Genomic DNA, 16,185 nt, shown 5'->3' on the forward strand with positions numbered 1-16,185 from the left:
GGCGGGTGGATCAGGAGTACGGAAGGCGCAGCACCGACTGGTTGCCGATGCCCAGGGTGCTCGGGTTGTTGCCGATCGCCGACCAGACCTCGACCCGGACCGTGCCGTTGCTCAGCGCGCCCAACGTGCCGGTGGCCGAGGCCAGACCGGCGTTCTGGGTGTAGTGCTCGTAGCCGGGAACCGGGTCGGTGGCGAAGTAGCGCGAGGTCTCCACCCTCTCCCAACTGCCGTTGCCGGTCAGGTCGTAGGAGACCCGCACCTGCACGCCGTTACCGACCGCCGAGCCGGCGTCCAGGAACAGGTCGAACGCGGTCTGCCCTCCGGAGTAGGCGAGGTTGAGGCCGGTCGCGGTGAAGACCTGCGGGTTCGTCGGCGTACCGTCGTGGTTTCCGTTGGCCGCCGCGACCGTGGTGGTGGCGGCACCGCCAGCGGCGCCCAGCCCGCCGCCCGGCAACAGGTACCGCGTCGGAGTGCCCGGCGTTGGTGGCGGGGTGGTCGGCGGTGGGGTGGTCGGGGGTACGCCGCCCGCGGCGCTGCCGCCGCTCCAGGTGTACGCACCGGTGGTGGCCGTCCGCCCGGCCGCTACGGCCAGCGTGGTGCCGTTGGAGAACGTCACCGTGATCGGCGTGGCGGTCGAGTTCGACGCCACGTAGGTGCGCGCCCCGTTGCGCGAGAAGACCGCTGACAGCGGGTGGTTGGCGGTCACCGTGGTGTCGACGGTGCCCAGCGCCGCGAGGTTGCGGATCCAGTGGAAGGTGTGTGCCCGGCTCTCCCCCTCCTCGACGGCGTAGCCGGGGTTCGCACGGAGGTTCGCCAGCGCCGTGTCGCCGTCACCAAGGGCCTGGAACTGCCAGAGGATGTCCTGCCACACCGTCGGCTGGCCGCCGTTGTTGCGGACCAGTTCGGCGTAGTTCGTCCGCACGTACGCCGGGTTGTTGCCCAGGTAGAGGTGTCCGCCGGTGACCGGCAGCAGGTTGATGCCCTGGATCATCTCCGGCTCGGCACTGAACCAGGTGGCGTACGCGCCACCGTCGCCCCAGACCATGCCGACCGTCGAGTGCCCGAAGGCGGCGGGGAAGTTCTGGTCGCTGACGTCGAACCAGTACTCCTGGATGGCCGCGGCCTGTGTGGTGTAGAGGAAGATGCCGGCGTCACGGACGGCGGTGTCGCCGGTTGCCTGCCCCCACTGGATCAGGGCGTTGGCGAAGTTCATCCCCTCCGACGAGGACTCCTGGTTGTTGCCGGAGCCGAACGAGCCGTGCCCGGACGCCCAGTCGTGGCCGGCGTAGATGTCGAAGTCGCGCAGGTAGGGGAAGCGGGTGTCGTCGCGGCGGTAGTTGTTGGCGTCCCGGATCAGCAGGTCCACCATGCCGCCGTACCGGCTGGTGGCGGCCCATGCCGGGTCGAACTTGGCCAGCGTCGCGGCGGCCGCGATGAAGTAGCCGTAGTGGAAGTGGTGGTCGTTGAGTTCCTGGTCGGAGCCGTACGACGCCGGGTAGCCGATCAGCGTGCCCCAGTTGGCGTCGTAGTAGAAGACCTTCGCGGCCTTGCCGCTGGAGGCGGTGAACCAGTCGGTGAGCGTGGTGCGGATCGCGTTCAGCGCGCTGTCCCGCGTCGCGGTGTCATTGACCAGGTCGGCCACCTCGGCCAGTCGGGCCGCCCGGCCGAGCCCCTTGCCCGTCCAGTACGTGTCGCCACCGCGCTGGTCCATCGGGTTCGCGCGGGCGGCGGCCAGGTGGCTGTTGAGCGTCGCCAGGTCGGCGCCGCTGCCGTCGCCGACGGCCGGCAGTTCCGGCAGGACGCCCTGGAACTTCATCGAGGTGCGGAACTGGTTGACGCCGGTGAGCACCTTCATGCGGCCACGCGCCGACGGGTACGTCGGAGTGATCGGGGTCGAGCCGGCCAGCGACTTCCACTGGTGCGGGTAGAGGCTGACCACGGTCTGCGTGGCGCTCCCCTCCCGGGCGGTCGTGGTGAACGCGTACGTGGTCGTCAGCCCGCTGGTCGCCTGGTCGTAGGCGTACGAGACGGTGGTGCCGGTGACGTGGGCGTGCGCGTACCGGCCGTAGGTCGTCGCCAGGTCGGCGCGCTCCGTGGCGTTCGCCGTGGGCGGCAGGAGAGCGACGGAGAAGTAGCCCCGACCGGCCAGGGTGGAGGAGATCCGGCCGGCGCCGACAGTCCAGCTGGCGCCGCTGGGGGCGTACCCGACGTAGTCGTGGCCGTTGACCCGGAAGCCGATGGTGGCGCCGCTGTTGGACCAGACGTCGGCGGTGCCGGCCGTACTGATCACCGCGTCCCCACCGCTGGTCTGGAAGTACGCGAAGGGCAGGCCGTGGCCGATGGTGGCGCGCATGGTCCGCGCTCCGTCGCTCCAGTGTGGGCTGACCGTCCAGTCGGTCCAGCCGTCGACCTTGACCACGGGCGCGCCGAGCCCGGCCACGCCGACCCGGATGTCCTGGACGTACGGGTAGTGGTACTCCCCGACGCCGGTCGAGGTGCCGCTGATGGCGGGAGTGGAGTTGGCGGAGAAGCCGAGGCCGTCGGTGAAGGTGTCGTACGAGAGCGGGTGGGCGTGCAGGGGCTCGCTGAAGGCGCAGTCGGTGCGCTTCCAGAGCAGCGAGGACCACCAGTCGTTGGTGGGTATCGCACCGGCTGGCGCGTTGGCGGTGGCGAACTGTCGGGGGTTGCTGGACATCGGGCCGCAGCCGGTGGGGAGCGGGCCGACCGGGGTGGTGGTGTAGCTGCCGGCGCCGACGGGGGCAGCCTCCGCGGGGCGGGTGACGGCGACCGCAAGGCCACTGACGGCCAGGACCAGAGCGGTGGTGGCGGCCAGGGCCCATCGGCGGTGTGGGACGGGAGGTTTCATGGTGCCTCCATCGCGCGCCGACACGCCGGCTTACCGGCCTCGACGCGTTTCGTCGTAATTGAGGAGAAGGTTAGGTGAGAGAGCGCTCTCTCGATCGGCACGGTAATCGAGCACCGAGACCCTCGTCAATGTTTCCAAGGGGTTCCGCGCTGATGTCGGCGATTCGAACGCCCGACGAGCGGAGACGTGGCCGTGGGCAAGCCGTTCACGGCAGCACGCCCCACGACGACGGTGGCGGCGGTGCTGCCAGCACCGCCGCCGCCTCAGATCGCCGCATCGCGGGCCGCCCACCCGGACCGCACTCTCACCTCGTGATCACCATGATCTGCCGCCGCGCGAAGGCGGTGCTGGGCGCGAGGATGTCAGCTTGTGCCGCTCGGGCGCGGCTGCCCCGTCGGAGGGGGCCCACCGGGTCCGCCGGGTCCACCGGACATGTCGGGGCGCGGGGGTGCGCCGGACGGGGCGCCGCCACCGGGCATACCGCCGCCGGGGGCACCGCCACCGGGCATACCGCCGCCGGTCGGGGTGGTGGCCGTGTCGACCCGGACGGCGAGGGACACGGCGTAGCCGTGGCTGACATCACCGGTCACGGTGCCCAGTTGGAGCGCGCCGCCATCGTCGCCGAAGACGTTGTCGTTCTGCAGGGAGACCTGCGACATGTTCCTGACTGACACCTCGTAGCCCTTTTCGGCGTACACCTTGTCGCAGACGTCCTTCGGAAGGGCGACCTGGGAGGTGGCTATCGCCTTCGTGGAGTCGCTGATGCTGGCCTGGTCGGGGTAGACCTCGAAATGGATGTGCGGCCAGCGACCGGTGTAACAGGCCGGGAAGATGCTGGTGAACCGCACCTTCCCTTGCGCGTCGGCGATCTGCACGCCGCGGAGGTAGTTCTGGTCGGTGACGCCCTCGGAATACAGTGAGTAGCGGCCTTCCCGATCACACTGCCAGACGTAGACGGCCGTTCCGGCGAAGGCTCCACCGCCTTTCGCCAGGTCCTGGATGGTCAACTCAAGCGTCATGGGGACACCCTCGGCGGTGCCGCTGGCCCCACCGAAGCTCGACCGGATGTCGCTGCGGACGACGCCGCTCTGCTCCAGAACGTCCGGGCCGTTCGAGCCGTCGCCCGGGTAGGGGCCAGCGGTCTCGTCGGGAATCTCACCGGTCGTGGCGCTCGCGCCCGCCGACGAGGACGTCGGTGGTGACGGGCTGCCGCCCGACCCGTTCCCGCATGCCGCCAGGCCGAGAGTGGTCACGCCCAGGCCGACCGCCCGCAGCAACTGCCGGCGGCCCATCAGGGTTCCGATGTCGAAGCCGAGACCCTGGTCGACGACATCCTCCTCGGGCCGCTCCAGCGGGCGGCCCTCGTACATCGGCCCTGGCTGGCGCTGCTGGTCATGCTGCATCAGATACCTCCGGTCGCGGCTCACGGCGTCTCCGCGAGTTCGACGATGGCCGCGGTTCCGGGGAGCCAGCTATGCCGAGGCTAGGAAACTGCTGTGAGGCCGAACCCGGCCGGTACTCGCCGCCGTCACCGGCAACTGATCTTGTCGGGGGTGACGGTTAGTGTGTGGGGACTGTCGCCGCGCCGGCCACGTCGGGCCGATCGCTGACCCCCTCGGAGGCCCCCATGTCCCAGGAGACGACCTACCTCGAACTGTCCGAAGTGGACGGTGCGCACAAGTTCTACGAGGTCGTTGTCGACGACGCCATGCTGACCGTGCGTTACGGCCGGATCGGCGACCAGGGGCAGATCAAGGCAAGCGCCTATCCGGACAACGCCCGGGCCCGGGCGGCCGCGGCGAAGAAGATCGGGGAGAAGGTCCGCAAGGGGTACGCCCCGGCGGTCCCCGGCGTCCGGCAGAGGCGGAGCGTCTCCCGCCGGCAGATCGTCAGCACCCGCTCCACCGCCCACACCGCCCCGGTGCTCTGGCGCTACGACTCCGGCGCCCCCGCCTTCGGCATCTTCGTCGACGATCAGCACTGCATGGTGGGCAACGAGCACGGGGTGATCACCACCCTCGGCCACGACGCCCAGGTCCGCAGCCAGGTCCGCCTCCCCGACGGGGTGAAGTGCATCGTCGCCGACGACGCCTGGATCTACGCCGGCTGCGACGACGGCAACGTCTACGACCTCTCCGGCAAGGTGCCCCGGGTGGCGTACGCGATCGCCCCCGAGATCGACATCTACTGGCTGGACATCCACGACGGCGTGCTGGGCGTCTCGGACGCCGACGGCGGGATCGCCGCCATCGACCACGAGGACGAGTTCCTCTGGCGCCGGCCCGGGCGGGGTCGCTCCGCCTGGATGGTGCGCTGCGACGCCGACGCGCTCTACCACGGCCACTCGCAGGGCGTGACCGGCTACGACTGGCGTACCGGCCGCGAGCTGTGGCACACCACGACCGGCTCCGTGCTCTTCGGGTGGCAGGAGCCCGGCAGCGTGTTCGCCGGGACGGGCACCCGTGAGGTGGTGCGGCTGGCCAAGGACGGTCGGGTCGAGCGCAGCTACCGGTGCGACGCCCCGGTCTTCTCCTGCGCCACCGCGGAGGGCGGCCGGTACGTCTTCGCCGGCGACAGCCAGTCCTCGATCTACTGCTTCGACGCAGCGGGCACCCGACTGTGGAAGCTCGGCACCGGCTGCGGCTCGGCGTACTCCATGCAGTACCGCGACGATCGGCTCTACGTCGTCACCACCGGCGGTCATCTGGCCTGCATCGATGCCAGCGAGCCGGCGATCCGGGCGGCCCAGGTCGGCGACGTGCCGGAGGTGCTGGACGTCAAGGCGCCCCGCCAGGCGCCGCGGACCGTGGAGCCGATGGTGGTCGAGGTGACCAGCGACGCCGGTGCGGGCGTGGTGGTGCAGTGCCTGGACGATCACGGGCGGCTGCGGGTCCAGGTGGTTTCCGACGGCTACCGGCGCGACTGGTCGGTGCAGTTCCCCAAGGGCATCCGCGAGCCGGGTGCCCGCTACCTGGTGACCGAGATCCGCGAGTCCGGCCGCGGCGGGTTCTACCGCGCGTACGGCGACATCCGCCGGCTGCGCTGAGCGAGGCGTCCAGGTTCAGGCGGTCAGTGGCTGTCGGGCGAGGCGGTGGCGGAACGGCTCCGGAACAGGCCGAGTCGGAGCGCCCGGAGCAGGGTGCCGGGCCGGCTCAGCGTCGCCGGGTGGTCGAGCATGGTGGTGACCCGGCTCAGCCGGGCGTTGAGCACCGGATCGGTCAGCGAGGTCCGGAAGAGCAGATCACCGAACCACTTCGTGACCTTGTAGCCGGGCGGGTACGGTCCGTCGACGTGCGGAAGCTCGATGTCGGCGGAGGTGGAGACCTGCCACGCGGCATCGACGATCACGCGGACCTGGTCGAAGTACGCCCGCGCCGGCTCGTCCAGCTCTGGGTCCGACCGCAGGTACGCCGACAGGCAGGAGGCGTGCAACGTCGCGGAGGTCATGCCCTGGCCGTACACCGGATTGAAAGAGGCAACCGCGTCGCCGGCGGCCACCAGGCCGGCGGGCATCCGGTCAAGCTTGTGGAAGTCCCGGCGTCGGCTGTCTGCCTGGTGGTACGTGACCACCCCGCCGAGCATCTCCCCATGTTCGGCGATGTCGCCGAACATCCGGGGATAGTGCTCGCGGCAGCGGGCGGTGAAGTCGGCTACGTCGCGGCTGGGCCTGTCCTCGTCGTAGCCGGCCACCAACATGATCCAGCGGTTTCCCTCGACCGAGTTGATCCCGCCGATCCGCGCGGTACGGCCCTTGCCCGCCATGGTGTGGTAGACCACCACCCAGGTATCGCTGACCTTCTCGTCCTGCTTGTAGAGCGCGGTCGCGTAGTTCAGTTTGATCGGCATCCGCTGCATCGGCGGGCGAGGCCACCCGTTGTCCGCCAGCCAGTCGCTCAGCCGGCTGGACCGCCCCATCGCGTCGACCACCAGGTCCGCCGGTTCGACGACCGGCTCCTTGCCGCCCTCCGGCACGTAGGAGGCGCCGGTGACGCGCCGGTCGGCGAGGACCAGGCCGTCCGCCCGGCCGTACACCATCCGGATGTTCCCGACGGCGAGGGTCCGCCGCCGGATCAGCGCTTCCAGGAACGGTCGCGTCGTGATCAGCGCCGGCCCGGTGCCGGACGGCTCCGGCGGCAGCCCCAGTTCACCGTTCACGAAGATCTTCGCCGTGCCCACGTCGCCTGGCGGCGGCGGGGCGCCGAGCGCGAGCGCCTCGTCGACGATGCCCGGAAACCAGCGTTCCAACTGGATCTGACCGGAGGGCAGCAACGCGTGCACCTGGCTGCCCTGCGGCACACCGGGCCGGGGCTCACCATCCATATCGGAGGCATCCCGCTCGATGATCAGCACTTCCTCGGCGTGGTCGCTCAGCACCCGGGCCGCCATCAGCCCGGCGATGCTGCCGCCGAGTACCACCGCACGCCGCATGACCACTGTGGTCTGAGCGGGACTTTCAGCCGTTGCTATCTCGGCGAAGAGCCGGGACGGGGAGGGTGGCATGCGGTCGCTCCTCAGGTGGTCGGGAAACCTCACCCACGACCGTAACCACGATATCCACCACAGTCATTGCTCCGAGCACACGCGGGCGGCCCGGGCCGTCGCCGGCCGGGCCGCCCGATCGGTCGTACGATCAGCCGCCGAGGCTTGCTGCGGCCGAGGCGATGGTCGAGGCGAAGTAGCTCACCTGGGTGTAGACCCCGGGGTAGTTGGGTCGCGCGCAGCCGTTGCCCCAGCTGACGATGCCGACCTGGATCCAGGCGTTGTTGGCGTCGCGGCGGAACATCGGGCCGCCCGAGTCACCCTGGCAGGTGTCCACGCCACCGCTGGCGTAGCCGGCGCAGATTTCCTGTGCGGGGATGAGGTCGCCGCCGTAGTTGGAGTTGCAGACGGAGTCGCTGACGAACGGGACGGTCGCCTTGAGCAGGTACCGCTGCTGTGCTCCACCCTCGCGTGCGGCGCCCCAGCCGGCGACGGTGAAGGTGCCGGTGTCGTAGGCGGTCGTGTTGGCAATCTTCAGCGTGCTCAGCCCGGTGACGGGGGTGGCCAGCCGGATCAGCGCCCAGTCCCTGCCGCTGCCGTTGTAGCCGGGAGCCCGGTAGACGTAGTTCGACCGGACGGTGATCCGGCTGGACGACTGGAGGTCGACCGTCCCGAGCGTCGCGGTGATGCTGGTGTTGGTGCCGGTGGCACCCACGCAGTGCGCCGCGGTGAGCACCAACCGCGCGCTGTACAGGGCCCCACCGCACCCCATCGAGAGCCGCACCATGAACGGGAACTCGCCCTGGGCGGCGCGGGTGCCACCGACAACGTTCGGCGTGATGGGGCTGTCGGCCGCGGCCGCCGGCGCCGCGAGAGCCAGGCTGCCCGCGGTCACCGCGGCCAACACGGTGGCCAACAGGCCAGTGAGGGTACGCCAGCGAACCATGCATTCCTCCGCATCAGGAAGGCACGCCTCGTAAGCGCACCTGATTCAAGATTGCGGCCATCATATTGATATCAATGGATCAGGTAGGACATCCCCTCTGGGTCCTACTGCCGACGCTATGGATCGCGGTGGCGGGTCAGAGTTGGTGGCGGACCCACACGTTCGGTTCGACGTAGACGCCGTGGTCATGTTCCACGTCGCACCAGACCGGGACGAGCGCACCCGGCACGTGCACCTGGCCGGTGCGGTCGAACGGCAGACCGGTCCACCGCCGCCACTCCTGCAGCGTGCCCGGGATCGTCATCGACCGTGGCGCCACCGACTCGATCCTCCCGCCAGCGCGCACGTGCGTACGCAACCACGGGTCCACCGGCAGGCCGTCGTCGCGGACACGGAAGGCGTACCGGTCCATCGGCTCGTCGGGAACCTCGTGCTTGCCGCTGGGGCGTACCGGGGCGACCAGGGTGTGGTAGCCAAGCCGGCGGGTGTTCTCGCGCATCGCGTCGAGCAACCGAGCGGACAGGCCTCGGCCGCGGGCCTCGGGGCGGACGCAGATCTCCAGCGCCGACACGGTGTTCGCCGACGTGCCGGCGAGGCGGTTGATCGTCGCCCGCTGCACGATCCGATCCCATCCGCCCGGCGGCAGCCGTTCCTCGGTCCAGGACAGCGGCACGCTGTAGGCACGCGCCACCGCCCGGTCCGGCTCAGCGGGGTCGACGGCGAGGAGAACGAACTCCGGGTACAGCCTGTCGGCCACCGCGTAGTACAGCGATGCCATCGGATCCCAGCTCATGAACTCCGGCCAGGCGTCGTCGAAGTCGTCGAGCAGCGGCGCCAGTTCGGGCCGCTGCGCGACCGTCACGATTTCAAGATCCATCCGCGGACCATAGCGGATCGGTCCGGCGGTAGCACCCGGGTTTCCGTCCGCCCTTTCCCTTTCGCCAGCTCACGCCCACGACCGCACGGCGGGACCACCCGGTCACCCGCACGCACGACGATGATGCCCCGCCGACCAGGGTCGGCGGGGCACCGGTGGAGGCGCGGTCGATCAGGCGGCGAAACGGGTGTGCCGACGGCGGGACAGGAGGTAGCCGCCCACGCCAAGGGCGATCAGTAGGCCGCCGAGGCCGGCGATCAGCCCAGTGGAGGCACCGGTGATCGGCAGCGAACCGCCCCCGCCGCCGGCCGGGTTGACCATGATCTTCGCGCTGTCGTTGGCGGGGTTCAGGTCCTTGAGCGGGCCGTCGCCGGAGTAGGTGTACAGCTTCACCGTGCCGGACTGGCTGCCGGGCCGGTCGATCCGCAGTCCGAACTCGAACGTCGCCCGCTCGCCGCGGGCGATCGTGTGGCCGGCCGTGCACTCGTAGTGCCGCGCGCCTGGCTTGCCCGGCAGCCATTCCTCCTCCGTCGGGTCGACGCAGGACTTCGACACGGTGACCGCGGTGACGCCTGCGGGAAGGGTCACCATGGTCGCGATGGCGAGCCCCTGCTGGCCGTCGGCTCCGGCCCGCGCGGGGCCGTTGTTGGTGTAGCCGACGGTCATCGGGACGGTGGCGCCGACCGCACCGGTGACGGTGGCGCCCACCGCCGCGGCGTCGGCGCGCTGGTCGCCGGCCACGGTCAGCGTCACCGTGGTGTCGTTGTTGACGGACTCAGTGTCGGTCTGCCCGAGCGAGCGGGCCTGTGCGCCGCTGACCGGCACCAGCTTCAGAGCCGGGTCGGTCCCCTTGGGGCCCAGCGGCCCTTCCGGCCGGTACTGGTTACGGAACTCCGCCCAGTCGGCGGGGGTGAACCAGAAGGCCCAGCTGAGGTGCCGGTTCGGCGCCCAACTGTCGGCAGGGATCGTTCCGCCGAACGTCGGGTCCACGCCGACCGCCTCACCGGGTGCCAGCGAATCGTCGAACGTGCAGGCAAAGCCGCTCATCTCGGTGACGCTGTCGCTGTACTCGCAGTTCTCGTACCGCTTGGACGGCGTGAACCCGTAGGAGCCGAACACGTACAGCACTGCCCCGTTGACGGTCTTGGTACCAGCGTTCGCCACCCTGAGCGGTACGGTGACCGACGAGCCGAGCGTGCCGTCGAGCGACAACTCGGACTCGGTGGCGAGGTCGACGCCCTCGCCGATGGCGACGGTGGAGCGGTAGGTTCCGGTGCCCACGCCGGGCACGGTGACGGTGAACAGCAGTTCGCCTCGCTGACCCACCTCGGCACCCGCGCGAGCCGTCACACGCAGGCTGAGCAGGTCCGTGGAGTCCGGCTTGTCGTCGCCCGTGCAGGTGATGATGGCACCCTCCGTCGTGCAGGCACGTTCGCCTTCCTCCTCGACGTTGGCGAACGCGGCAACCGCACTGCGGTCCACCCGCACCGTGTAGGCGCTGGGACGCCGGCTGCCGACCGGGTTGAGCGCCACCCATTTCTGCGGGCCGTCCGGGGCGACGGTGACACTGTTGGCGTAGATCGCGACGTCAGCGGCCGGTGCCGCGGCAGCAGCAGGTGCCGCGGCAGCAGCGGGGATGCCCGTGGACGCGGTCAGGAGCGCGCCGACGACGGCCAACCCGGCAAGCCAGCGCCGGGCGGGATACGGATTCATAGCGGGGTTCCTCCGGTTATTGACGGTGGGCAGGCGGAGTTCGGCGCGGGATGAGCGCGCCAACCACCGGCCGTCCGGTTGAGCCCCCGCCGAGCAAGGTGACGGAGCACGGCGGGGTACGTCGAGCTGCGGAGCGAGGTCAGACTCTCACGGATGTCACTGAAATGGGGCTCCTGACCTCGCTGAACACGCCGGAAGCTGCCGCTACGCTCCGCCGGCCTGATGGGGAAACGCCTGGTCGTCACGCGCCTGGTGTACCGGTGCTCTCCCGGCGGATCAGGCGGAACGGCGTCTGCACGGTCAGCGGTGCCGCGACCTGTGTGCCCTCGATCCGGGCGACCAGGCGGCGCACCGCGAGCCGGCCGATCTCCTCCTTGTCCGGCGCGATGGTGGTGAGGGTCGGGGTGCTGAACCGTCCCTCCTCGATGTCGTCGATGCCGATCACCGCGACGTCCTCCGGCACCCGGCAACCGGCCTCGGTCAAGGCCCGGAGCGCGCCGATGGCGATCAGGTCGTTGTAGCCGAAGACCGCGTCCGGGGGCTCGCCGAGGGCGACCAGGTCGCGCATGGCCCTCCTGCCGTCCAGCCGGCCGAACTCGTCGGTACGGGCGACCAGCCACGGGCGGAACGGCAGGCCGGCTGCCTCCAGGGCCTCCCGGTAGCCGCGCATGCGCAGGTGCGCCGACTGCCTGTCGCCACCCGGAGCAGCGCCGATGAACGCGATCCGGCGGCGTCCGATCGCCACCAGATGCTGGATGGCCGCGTGACTCGCGGCGACATTGTCGATGGCGATGTGGTCGTGCGGTACGTCGTAGACGCCCTCGCCGATCAGCACGAGCGGGCTGTCGGCGGTCCGGGCCAGCACCTCTTCCCGACCGATCCGCACCGGACTGAAGATCAGGCCGTCGATGATGTGTCGCCGGGAGCCGTCGAGGAGCAGCAGCTCCGCGTCCCGGTCCGCGGCGGTGTTCTCCATGAGGAGTGTGTAGCCAAGCCCGGCGGCTTCCCGGATAGCGATCTCGGCGAGCTCGGCGAAGTAGGGATTGTTCAACTCCGGAATGGCCAGGGCGATCAGGCCGGTACGCCCCCGGCGGAGGTGCCGGGCGCTCAGGTTGGGGCTGTAACCGAGTTCGTCGATCGCCTGCTGCACCCGCTGCCGGGTCCGCTCCCCCACCGGTCGGTACCCGTTGACCACGTTGGAGACCGTGGCCAGCGAGACGCTGGCGCGCTCGGCGATGTCCTTCAGGCTGACGCCCATCCACCGACCCCTCCGGGTGCCACCGGCGGCTGGCAAGGATTGACGGGACGTCCGCCGTGCCTCTATAACGTTAAACAGGTGGTGATGGATGTCAATATGATTGCCGTTGCTTGCTGATGGAAATCCCACGGACATCTGTCGATGAGGCCCGCCCCCGGTCGAGTGACCACCCGATGCCCACCGCCAACGCGCTTCGGGCCCAGCTGCACCGCCCGCGGCGACTCGCCCCTCGGAGACGGCATGACACGTCACGTCCCCATCCGCCCCGCCCTGCCCCTGCTGCTCATCCTCGCGCTGATCGCCGGCGTCCTCGCCGCGCCGGCGCCGCCAGCCCACGCCGTACCGCCCAAAACGCCGCCGCTGACCACCCCGTGGACCAACCAGGCGTTGCTCGGCACGCCACTGCCGGAGTACCCGCGACCGCAGATGACCCGGCCTGACTGGCTCAACCTCAACGGCGAGTGGCAGCTACGCCAGTCCGCCACCGACGACGCCCCGCAGTTCAACACCAACCTGCCCGAGCGGGTCAACGTGCCGTTCCCGGTGGAGAGCGCCCTCTCCGGCATTCAGCGGGCCGCCAACGACAACCGCAACTACCTGTTCTACCGACGCACCGTCACCATCCCGCCGAACTGGTCCGGCCGGCGGACGCTGCTGCACTTCGGTGCGGTCGACTGGCAGACCACCGTCTGGGTCAACGGCGTCCGCGTCGGAGCGCACACCGGTGGCTACGACGCCTTCACCTTCGACGTGACCCCGCAGCTCACCAGTGGAGCCAACGAGATCGTCGTCAAGGTGTGGGACCCCACCGACACCCGGCAGAACGGCAGCCTGCCCCCGATCGGCAAGCAGACCAAGCAACCCGGCGGGATCTTCTACACGCCCAGCTCCGGCATCTGGCAGACAGTGTGGATGGAGCCGGTGCCCACGGCCTCGATCAGCAGCGTGGACGTCTACCCGAACCTGAGCAACAACACCCTGCGGGTGCGGGTCTTCACCCGGGGCGACGTCAGCGGCCACAGTGTGCTCGCCGAGGCGTTGAACGGAAACACCGTGGTCGGCACCGCCACCGGCGGCTTCACCGACTTCAGCGTGCCGGTACCCAACGCCCGCCGCTGGTCACCCGACGACCCGTTCCTCTACAACCTCCGGATCACCCTGCGCAACGCCGGCGGTGCCGCCGTCGACCGGACCACGCACTACTTCGGCATGCGCGAGATCACCACCGGCCTGGTGAACGGGGTGCTGCGTCCCAAACTCAACGGTCAGTTCGTGTTCCAGGTCGGCACCCTCGACCAGGGCTTCTGGCCGGACGGGCTGTACACCGCGCCGACCGACGCCGCGCTCGCCTTCGACCTGCAGAAGCACAAGGACCTCGGCTTCAACATGGTGCGCAAGCACATCAAGGTCGAACCGCAGCGCTGGTTCTACCACGCCGACCGGCTCGGCCTGCTGGTCTGGCAGGACATCCCGTCGATGACGGCGCAGGACATCAACCCCACCGACGCGCAGCAGGCGCAGTTCGAGACCGAGGCACGCGAGATCGTCGACGAGCACCGCAGCTCCCCCGCCGTCATCGAATACACGCCGTACAACGAGGGCTGGGGTGAGCGGGCCCTGGCCGACACCCGTCGGGTCGCGCAGAACATCAAGAACCAGGACCCGACCCGCCTGGTCAACCCACACAGCGGCCACAACTGCTGCCAGTCCCTCGGCAACCCCGGTAACGGCGACATCGACGACTGGCACGTCTACCTCGGACCGGACTCCCCGGTACCGTCGAACAGCCGCGTCGCCGCGCTCGGCGAGTTCGGCGGCCTGGGCATCCACACCCCGGGCCACGAGTACAGCCCGAACGGCGAATTCTTCGCCTACGAGTGGCAGACCAGCTCGACCGCGCTCACGGACCGCTACGTGGGGCTGGTGCAGGGCACCCAGAACCTGATGCTCGGCAAGGGACTCAGCGCCTCGGTCTACACGGAGATCACCGACCTGGAGGGCGAGCTGAACGGCTTTCTCACCTATGACCGTCAGGTGATCAAGATGGATCAGGCCCGCGTCCGTGCCGCCAACACCGCACTGATCAACGCGTCGAAGACCATCGGCAGCTCGGCACCCGTCGCGCTCCCGGTCAACACCCGGCGGTCGTTGCAGGTGACGACGCCCGGCTACACCAACCGGTACCTGCGCCACCAGGACAGCCTGGCCTACACCGAGGTGGTCGACGCCGGCAGCCCGGACCTGCTCAAGAACGATGCCACCTACACCATCCGGCCCGGCCTGGCCGACACCAACTGCTACTCGTTCGAGTCGGTCAACTATCCGGGGCAGTACCTGCGCCATCAGGCGTCCCGGGTACGCAACTCGCCGAACGACGGCTCCGCGCTCACGCGCGCCGACGCCACCTGGTGCGCCCGGGTGGGCCTGACCGGCACGGGGGTGTCGCTGGAGTCGTACAACTTCCGGGGCAGGTACCTGCGGCACTACAACTCGGAGGTCTGGCTCAGCAACGGCACCGGCGGCGACGTGTACAACACGCCGACGTTGTGGGCCGCGGACAGCACCTGGAACATCGCCGCTCCCTGGGCACCCTGACCAGTCAGCGGCCGACGGCAGGGTCGTCGTAGCCATCGGCTGACCGCGGGGGTTCCGGCCTGGCCGGGACGCCCGCGGTCAGCAGGCGTGGCGAAGCGGTAGTACTGGAGGCCCCCGGCGTTCTCGTTGTGGTCAGAGGGCGGTTTCTTCGTAGACGTCGCCGGTGTCGAATGCTGAGAGTGCCACCAAATCGATGATCGCCGTCAATGTCATCTGAAGATTTCCTTCGCTGTGATGGCGATGAAGGTCAGGCATTGACATCCGCCACTGTCGCAGGTTAACTCGCCGGCAATCGATGTCCTGCCGCCGGGAAGGACGACCATGGGTATGCGTCGCCGCTCGTTCATCGGTCGCGTCGCCGCAGTTGGCGCGGTCGGCGCACTCGGTGGCGCCGGAGCCGTCCTGACGACCGCCGGTCCGGCCCAGGCGGCGGTGTGGAAGAAGCGGTTGACCGGCGCGGACCTCGACACCAACAGCCGGTGGCGGGTCGCCGGCACGGACCTGGGCATTCCCTACGTGCTGGAGAACGGGTCGATCGGCTACCTCTTCGGCGACACCTTCGACACACCGTGGCCGGAGGGCCCGCCCCTGCCGAACGACTGGCGATCACCGGTCATGTTGCGCTCCGCCGTCCACCCGGGCGCGCCGGGCGGCGTGGTCTTCGACAGCGCGGCACGGGTCGCCGGCAACGGACGCGCGCCGGAACTGATGCACAACGGCCACCATGGCATCGGCATCGACGGTCTTCCGGAGGTGACCGTCATCCCGAACGACGGCATCGGCTTTCCCGAGACGGGCCGGCAGCTCATCTCCTACATGAGCATCGAGAACTGGAACTCCGCCGGCCCGGCGGGACCGCACTGGAAGTCGCGCTACGCGGGGCTGGCCTACTCCGACAACGGCAACGACTTCATCCGTACGCCGCTCAAGTGGTGGAACAGCTCCGACAACAAGGACCCGTTCCAGATGTGGACCATGCAGCGGGACGGTGACCACGTCTACGTCTTCTCGGTGCGATCAGGGCGCCAGGACGGCCCGATGATGCTGCGTCGCGTCCGGTGGGACCGGCTGTTCTACCCCGAATCGTATGAGGGATGGGGCTGGAACGGCGCGAACTGGGGCTGGGGGCGGCCCTGCACACCCATTCTCACGGGCCGCTTCGGCGAGCCGTCGGTCCGTCGCCTGAGTGATGGCACCTGGGTGATGTCGTACCTGAACTGCCAGACCGGCTGCGTGGTCACCCGGACCGCCTCCGGCCCGGACCGGGCGTGGACGGCGGAGAAGATCCAGGTGACGAGCTGGCAGGAGCCCGCTCTCTACGGCGGGTTCATCCATCCCTGGTCGAGCCGCAACGCCAACGACCTGCACCTGATGGTCTCGAAGTGGACGCGTACGCCGGACGGCCGCAGCACCGCCTACCACGTCAGCCAGTTCGTCGGCTCGGTGTGACC

The 16,185-nt window shown here is 69.8% G+C and carries 11 protein-coding genes; 3 read left to right on the plus strand and 8 right to left on the minus strand.

The annotated features are described in order from the left end of the window. Nucleotides 1-10: 10 nt before the first annotated feature. Nucleotides 11-2,866 carry a glycosyl hydrolase gene (locus OG470_RS30020; protein ID WP_328417698.1) on the minus strand — a complete coding sequence of 952 codons (2,856 nt, stop codon included), beginning with the start codon at nt 2,864-2,866 and terminating at the stop codon, nt 11-13. A gap of 362 nt (nt 2,867-3,228) precedes the next feature. Further along, on the minus strand, nt 3,229-4,269 hold the full coding sequence (locus OG470_RS30025; RefSeq protein ID WP_328417700.1) for an intradiol ring-cleavage dioxygenase: 1,041 nt from the start codon (nt 4,267-4,269) through the stop codon (nt 3,229-3,231). A 224-nt stretch (nt 4,270-4,493) separates the two neighbouring features. Here OG470_RS30025 and OG470_RS30030 point away from each other — a divergent pair, with 224 nt between their 5' ends. Beyond that, a complete protein-coding gene (locus OG470_RS30030) occupies nt 4,494-5,912 on the plus strand; it encodes a WGR domain-containing protein (protein WP_328417702.1) in 1,419 nt (472 codons plus the stop codon). Nucleotides 5,913-5,935: 23 nt separating this feature from the next. Here OG470_RS30030 and OG470_RS30035 read toward each other — a convergent pair whose 3' ends face one another. From OG470_RS30035 to OG470_RS30055, 5 genes are all read right to left on the minus strand, one after another. Continuing rightward, nucleotides 5,936-7,366 (minus strand): FAD-dependent oxidoreductase, encoded by a 1,431-nt coding sequence (locus OG470_RS30035; RefSeq protein WP_328417704.1) that lies wholly within the window; start codon nt 7,364-7,366, stop codon nt 5,936-5,938. Between the two features lie 130 nt (nt 7,367-7,496). After that, the gene (locus OG470_RS30040; protein WP_328417706.1) at nt 7,497-8,291 is read right to left on the minus strand and encodes a S1 family peptidase; all 795 of its coding nucleotides are present in this window, start codon (nt 8,289-8,291) and stop codon (nt 7,497-7,499) included. Nucleotides 8,292-8,427: 136 nt separating this feature from the next. Beyond that, nucleotides 8,428-9,168, minus strand: coding sequence for a GNAT family N-acetyltransferase (locus OG470_RS30045; RefSeq protein ID WP_328417708.1), 741 nt, complete (start codon nt 9,166-9,168; stop codon nt 8,428-8,430). A gap of 171 nt (nt 9,169-9,339) precedes the next feature. Further along, complete coding sequence (locus tag OG470_RS30050) at nt 9,340-10,881, minus strand: LPXTG cell wall anchor domain-containing protein (RefSeq protein ID WP_328417710.1); 1,542 nt, start codon at nt 10,879-10,881, stop codon at nt 9,340-9,342. Between the two features lie 241 nt (nt 10,882-11,122). After that, on the minus strand, nt 11,123-12,139 hold the full coding sequence (locus OG470_RS30055; protein WP_328417712.1) for a LacI family DNA-binding transcriptional regulator: 1,017 nt from the start codon (nt 12,137-12,139) through the stop codon (nt 11,123-11,125). A gap of 240 nt (nt 12,140-12,379) precedes the next feature. Between OG470_RS30055 and OG470_RS30060 the strand changes: the two genes are divergently transcribed. Further along, on the plus strand, nt 12,380-14,734 hold the full coding sequence (locus tag OG470_RS30060) for an AbfB domain-containing protein (protein ID WP_328417713.1): 2,355 nt from the start codon (nt 12,380-12,382) through the stop codon (nt 14,732-14,734). A 132-nt stretch (nt 14,735-14,866) separates the two neighbouring features. On the opposite strand, the gene OG470_RS30065 is transcribed toward OG470_RS30060, so the two are convergent. After that, nucleotides 14,867-14,995 (minus strand): hypothetical protein, encoded by a 129-nt coding sequence (locus OG470_RS30065; protein WP_328417714.1) that lies wholly within the window; start codon nt 14,993-14,995, stop codon nt 14,867-14,869. Between the two features lie 66 nt (nt 14,996-15,061). Here OG470_RS30065 and OG470_RS30070 point away from each other — a divergent pair, with 66 nt between their 5' ends. Further along, nucleotides 15,062-16,183, plus strand: a complete 1,122-nt coding sequence (locus OG470_RS30070; protein ID WP_386992557.1) for a DUF4185 domain-containing protein — start codon at nt 15,062-15,064, stop codon at nt 16,181-16,183. Nucleotides 16,184-16,185: the final 2 nt, after the last annotated feature.

Source organism: Micromonospora sp. NBC_00389 (assembly GCF_036059255.1).
Classification (GTDB): Bacteria; Actinomycetota; Actinomycetes; order Mycobacteriales; family Micromonosporaceae; genus Micromonospora.

Excerpts from the sequence above, each read along its gene's own strand:
- OG470_RS30020 (WP_328417698.1), bottom strand. The coding sequence starts at position 2,866 with ATGAAACCTCCCGTCCCACACCGCCGATGGGCCCTGGCCGCCACCACC.
- OG470_RS30025 (WP_328417700.1), bottom strand. The coding sequence starts at position 4,269 with ATGCAGCATGACCAGCAGCGCCAGCCAGGGCCGATGTACGAGGGCCGC.
- OG470_RS30030 (WP_328417702.1), top strand. The coding sequence starts at position 4,494 with ATGTCCCAGGAGACGACCTACCTCGAACTGTCCGAAGTGGACGGTGCG.
- OG470_RS30035 (WP_328417704.1), bottom strand. The coding sequence starts at position 7,366 with ATGCCACCCTCCCCGTCCCGGCTCTTCGCCGAGATAGCAACGGCTGAA.
- OG470_RS30040 (WP_328417706.1), bottom strand. The coding sequence starts at position 8,291 with ATGGTTCGCTGGCGTACCCTCACTGGCCTGTTGGCCACCGTGTTGGCC.
- OG470_RS30045 (WP_328417708.1), bottom strand. The coding sequence starts at position 9,168 with ATGGATCTTGAAATCGTGACGGTCGCGCAGCGGCCCGAACTGGCGCCG.
- OG470_RS30050 (WP_328417710.1), bottom strand. The coding sequence starts at position 10,881 with ATGAATCCGTATCCCGCCCGGCGCTGGCTTGCCGGGTTGGCCGTCGTC.
- OG470_RS30055 (WP_328417712.1), bottom strand. The coding sequence starts at position 12,139 with ATGGGCGTCAGCCTGAAGGACATCGCCGAGCGCGCCAGCGTCTCGCTG.
- OG470_RS30060 (WP_328417713.1), top strand. The coding sequence starts at position 12,380 with ATGACACGTCACGTCCCCATCCGCCCCGCCCTGCCCCTGCTGCTCATC.
- OG470_RS30065 (WP_328417714.1), bottom strand. The coding sequence starts at position 14,995 with ATGTCAATGCCTGACCTTCATCGCCATCACAGCGAAGGAAATCTTCAG.
- OG470_RS30070 (WP_386992557.1), top strand. The coding sequence starts at position 15,062 with ATGCGTCGCCGCTCGTTCATCGGTCGCGTCGCCGCAGTTGGCGCGGTC.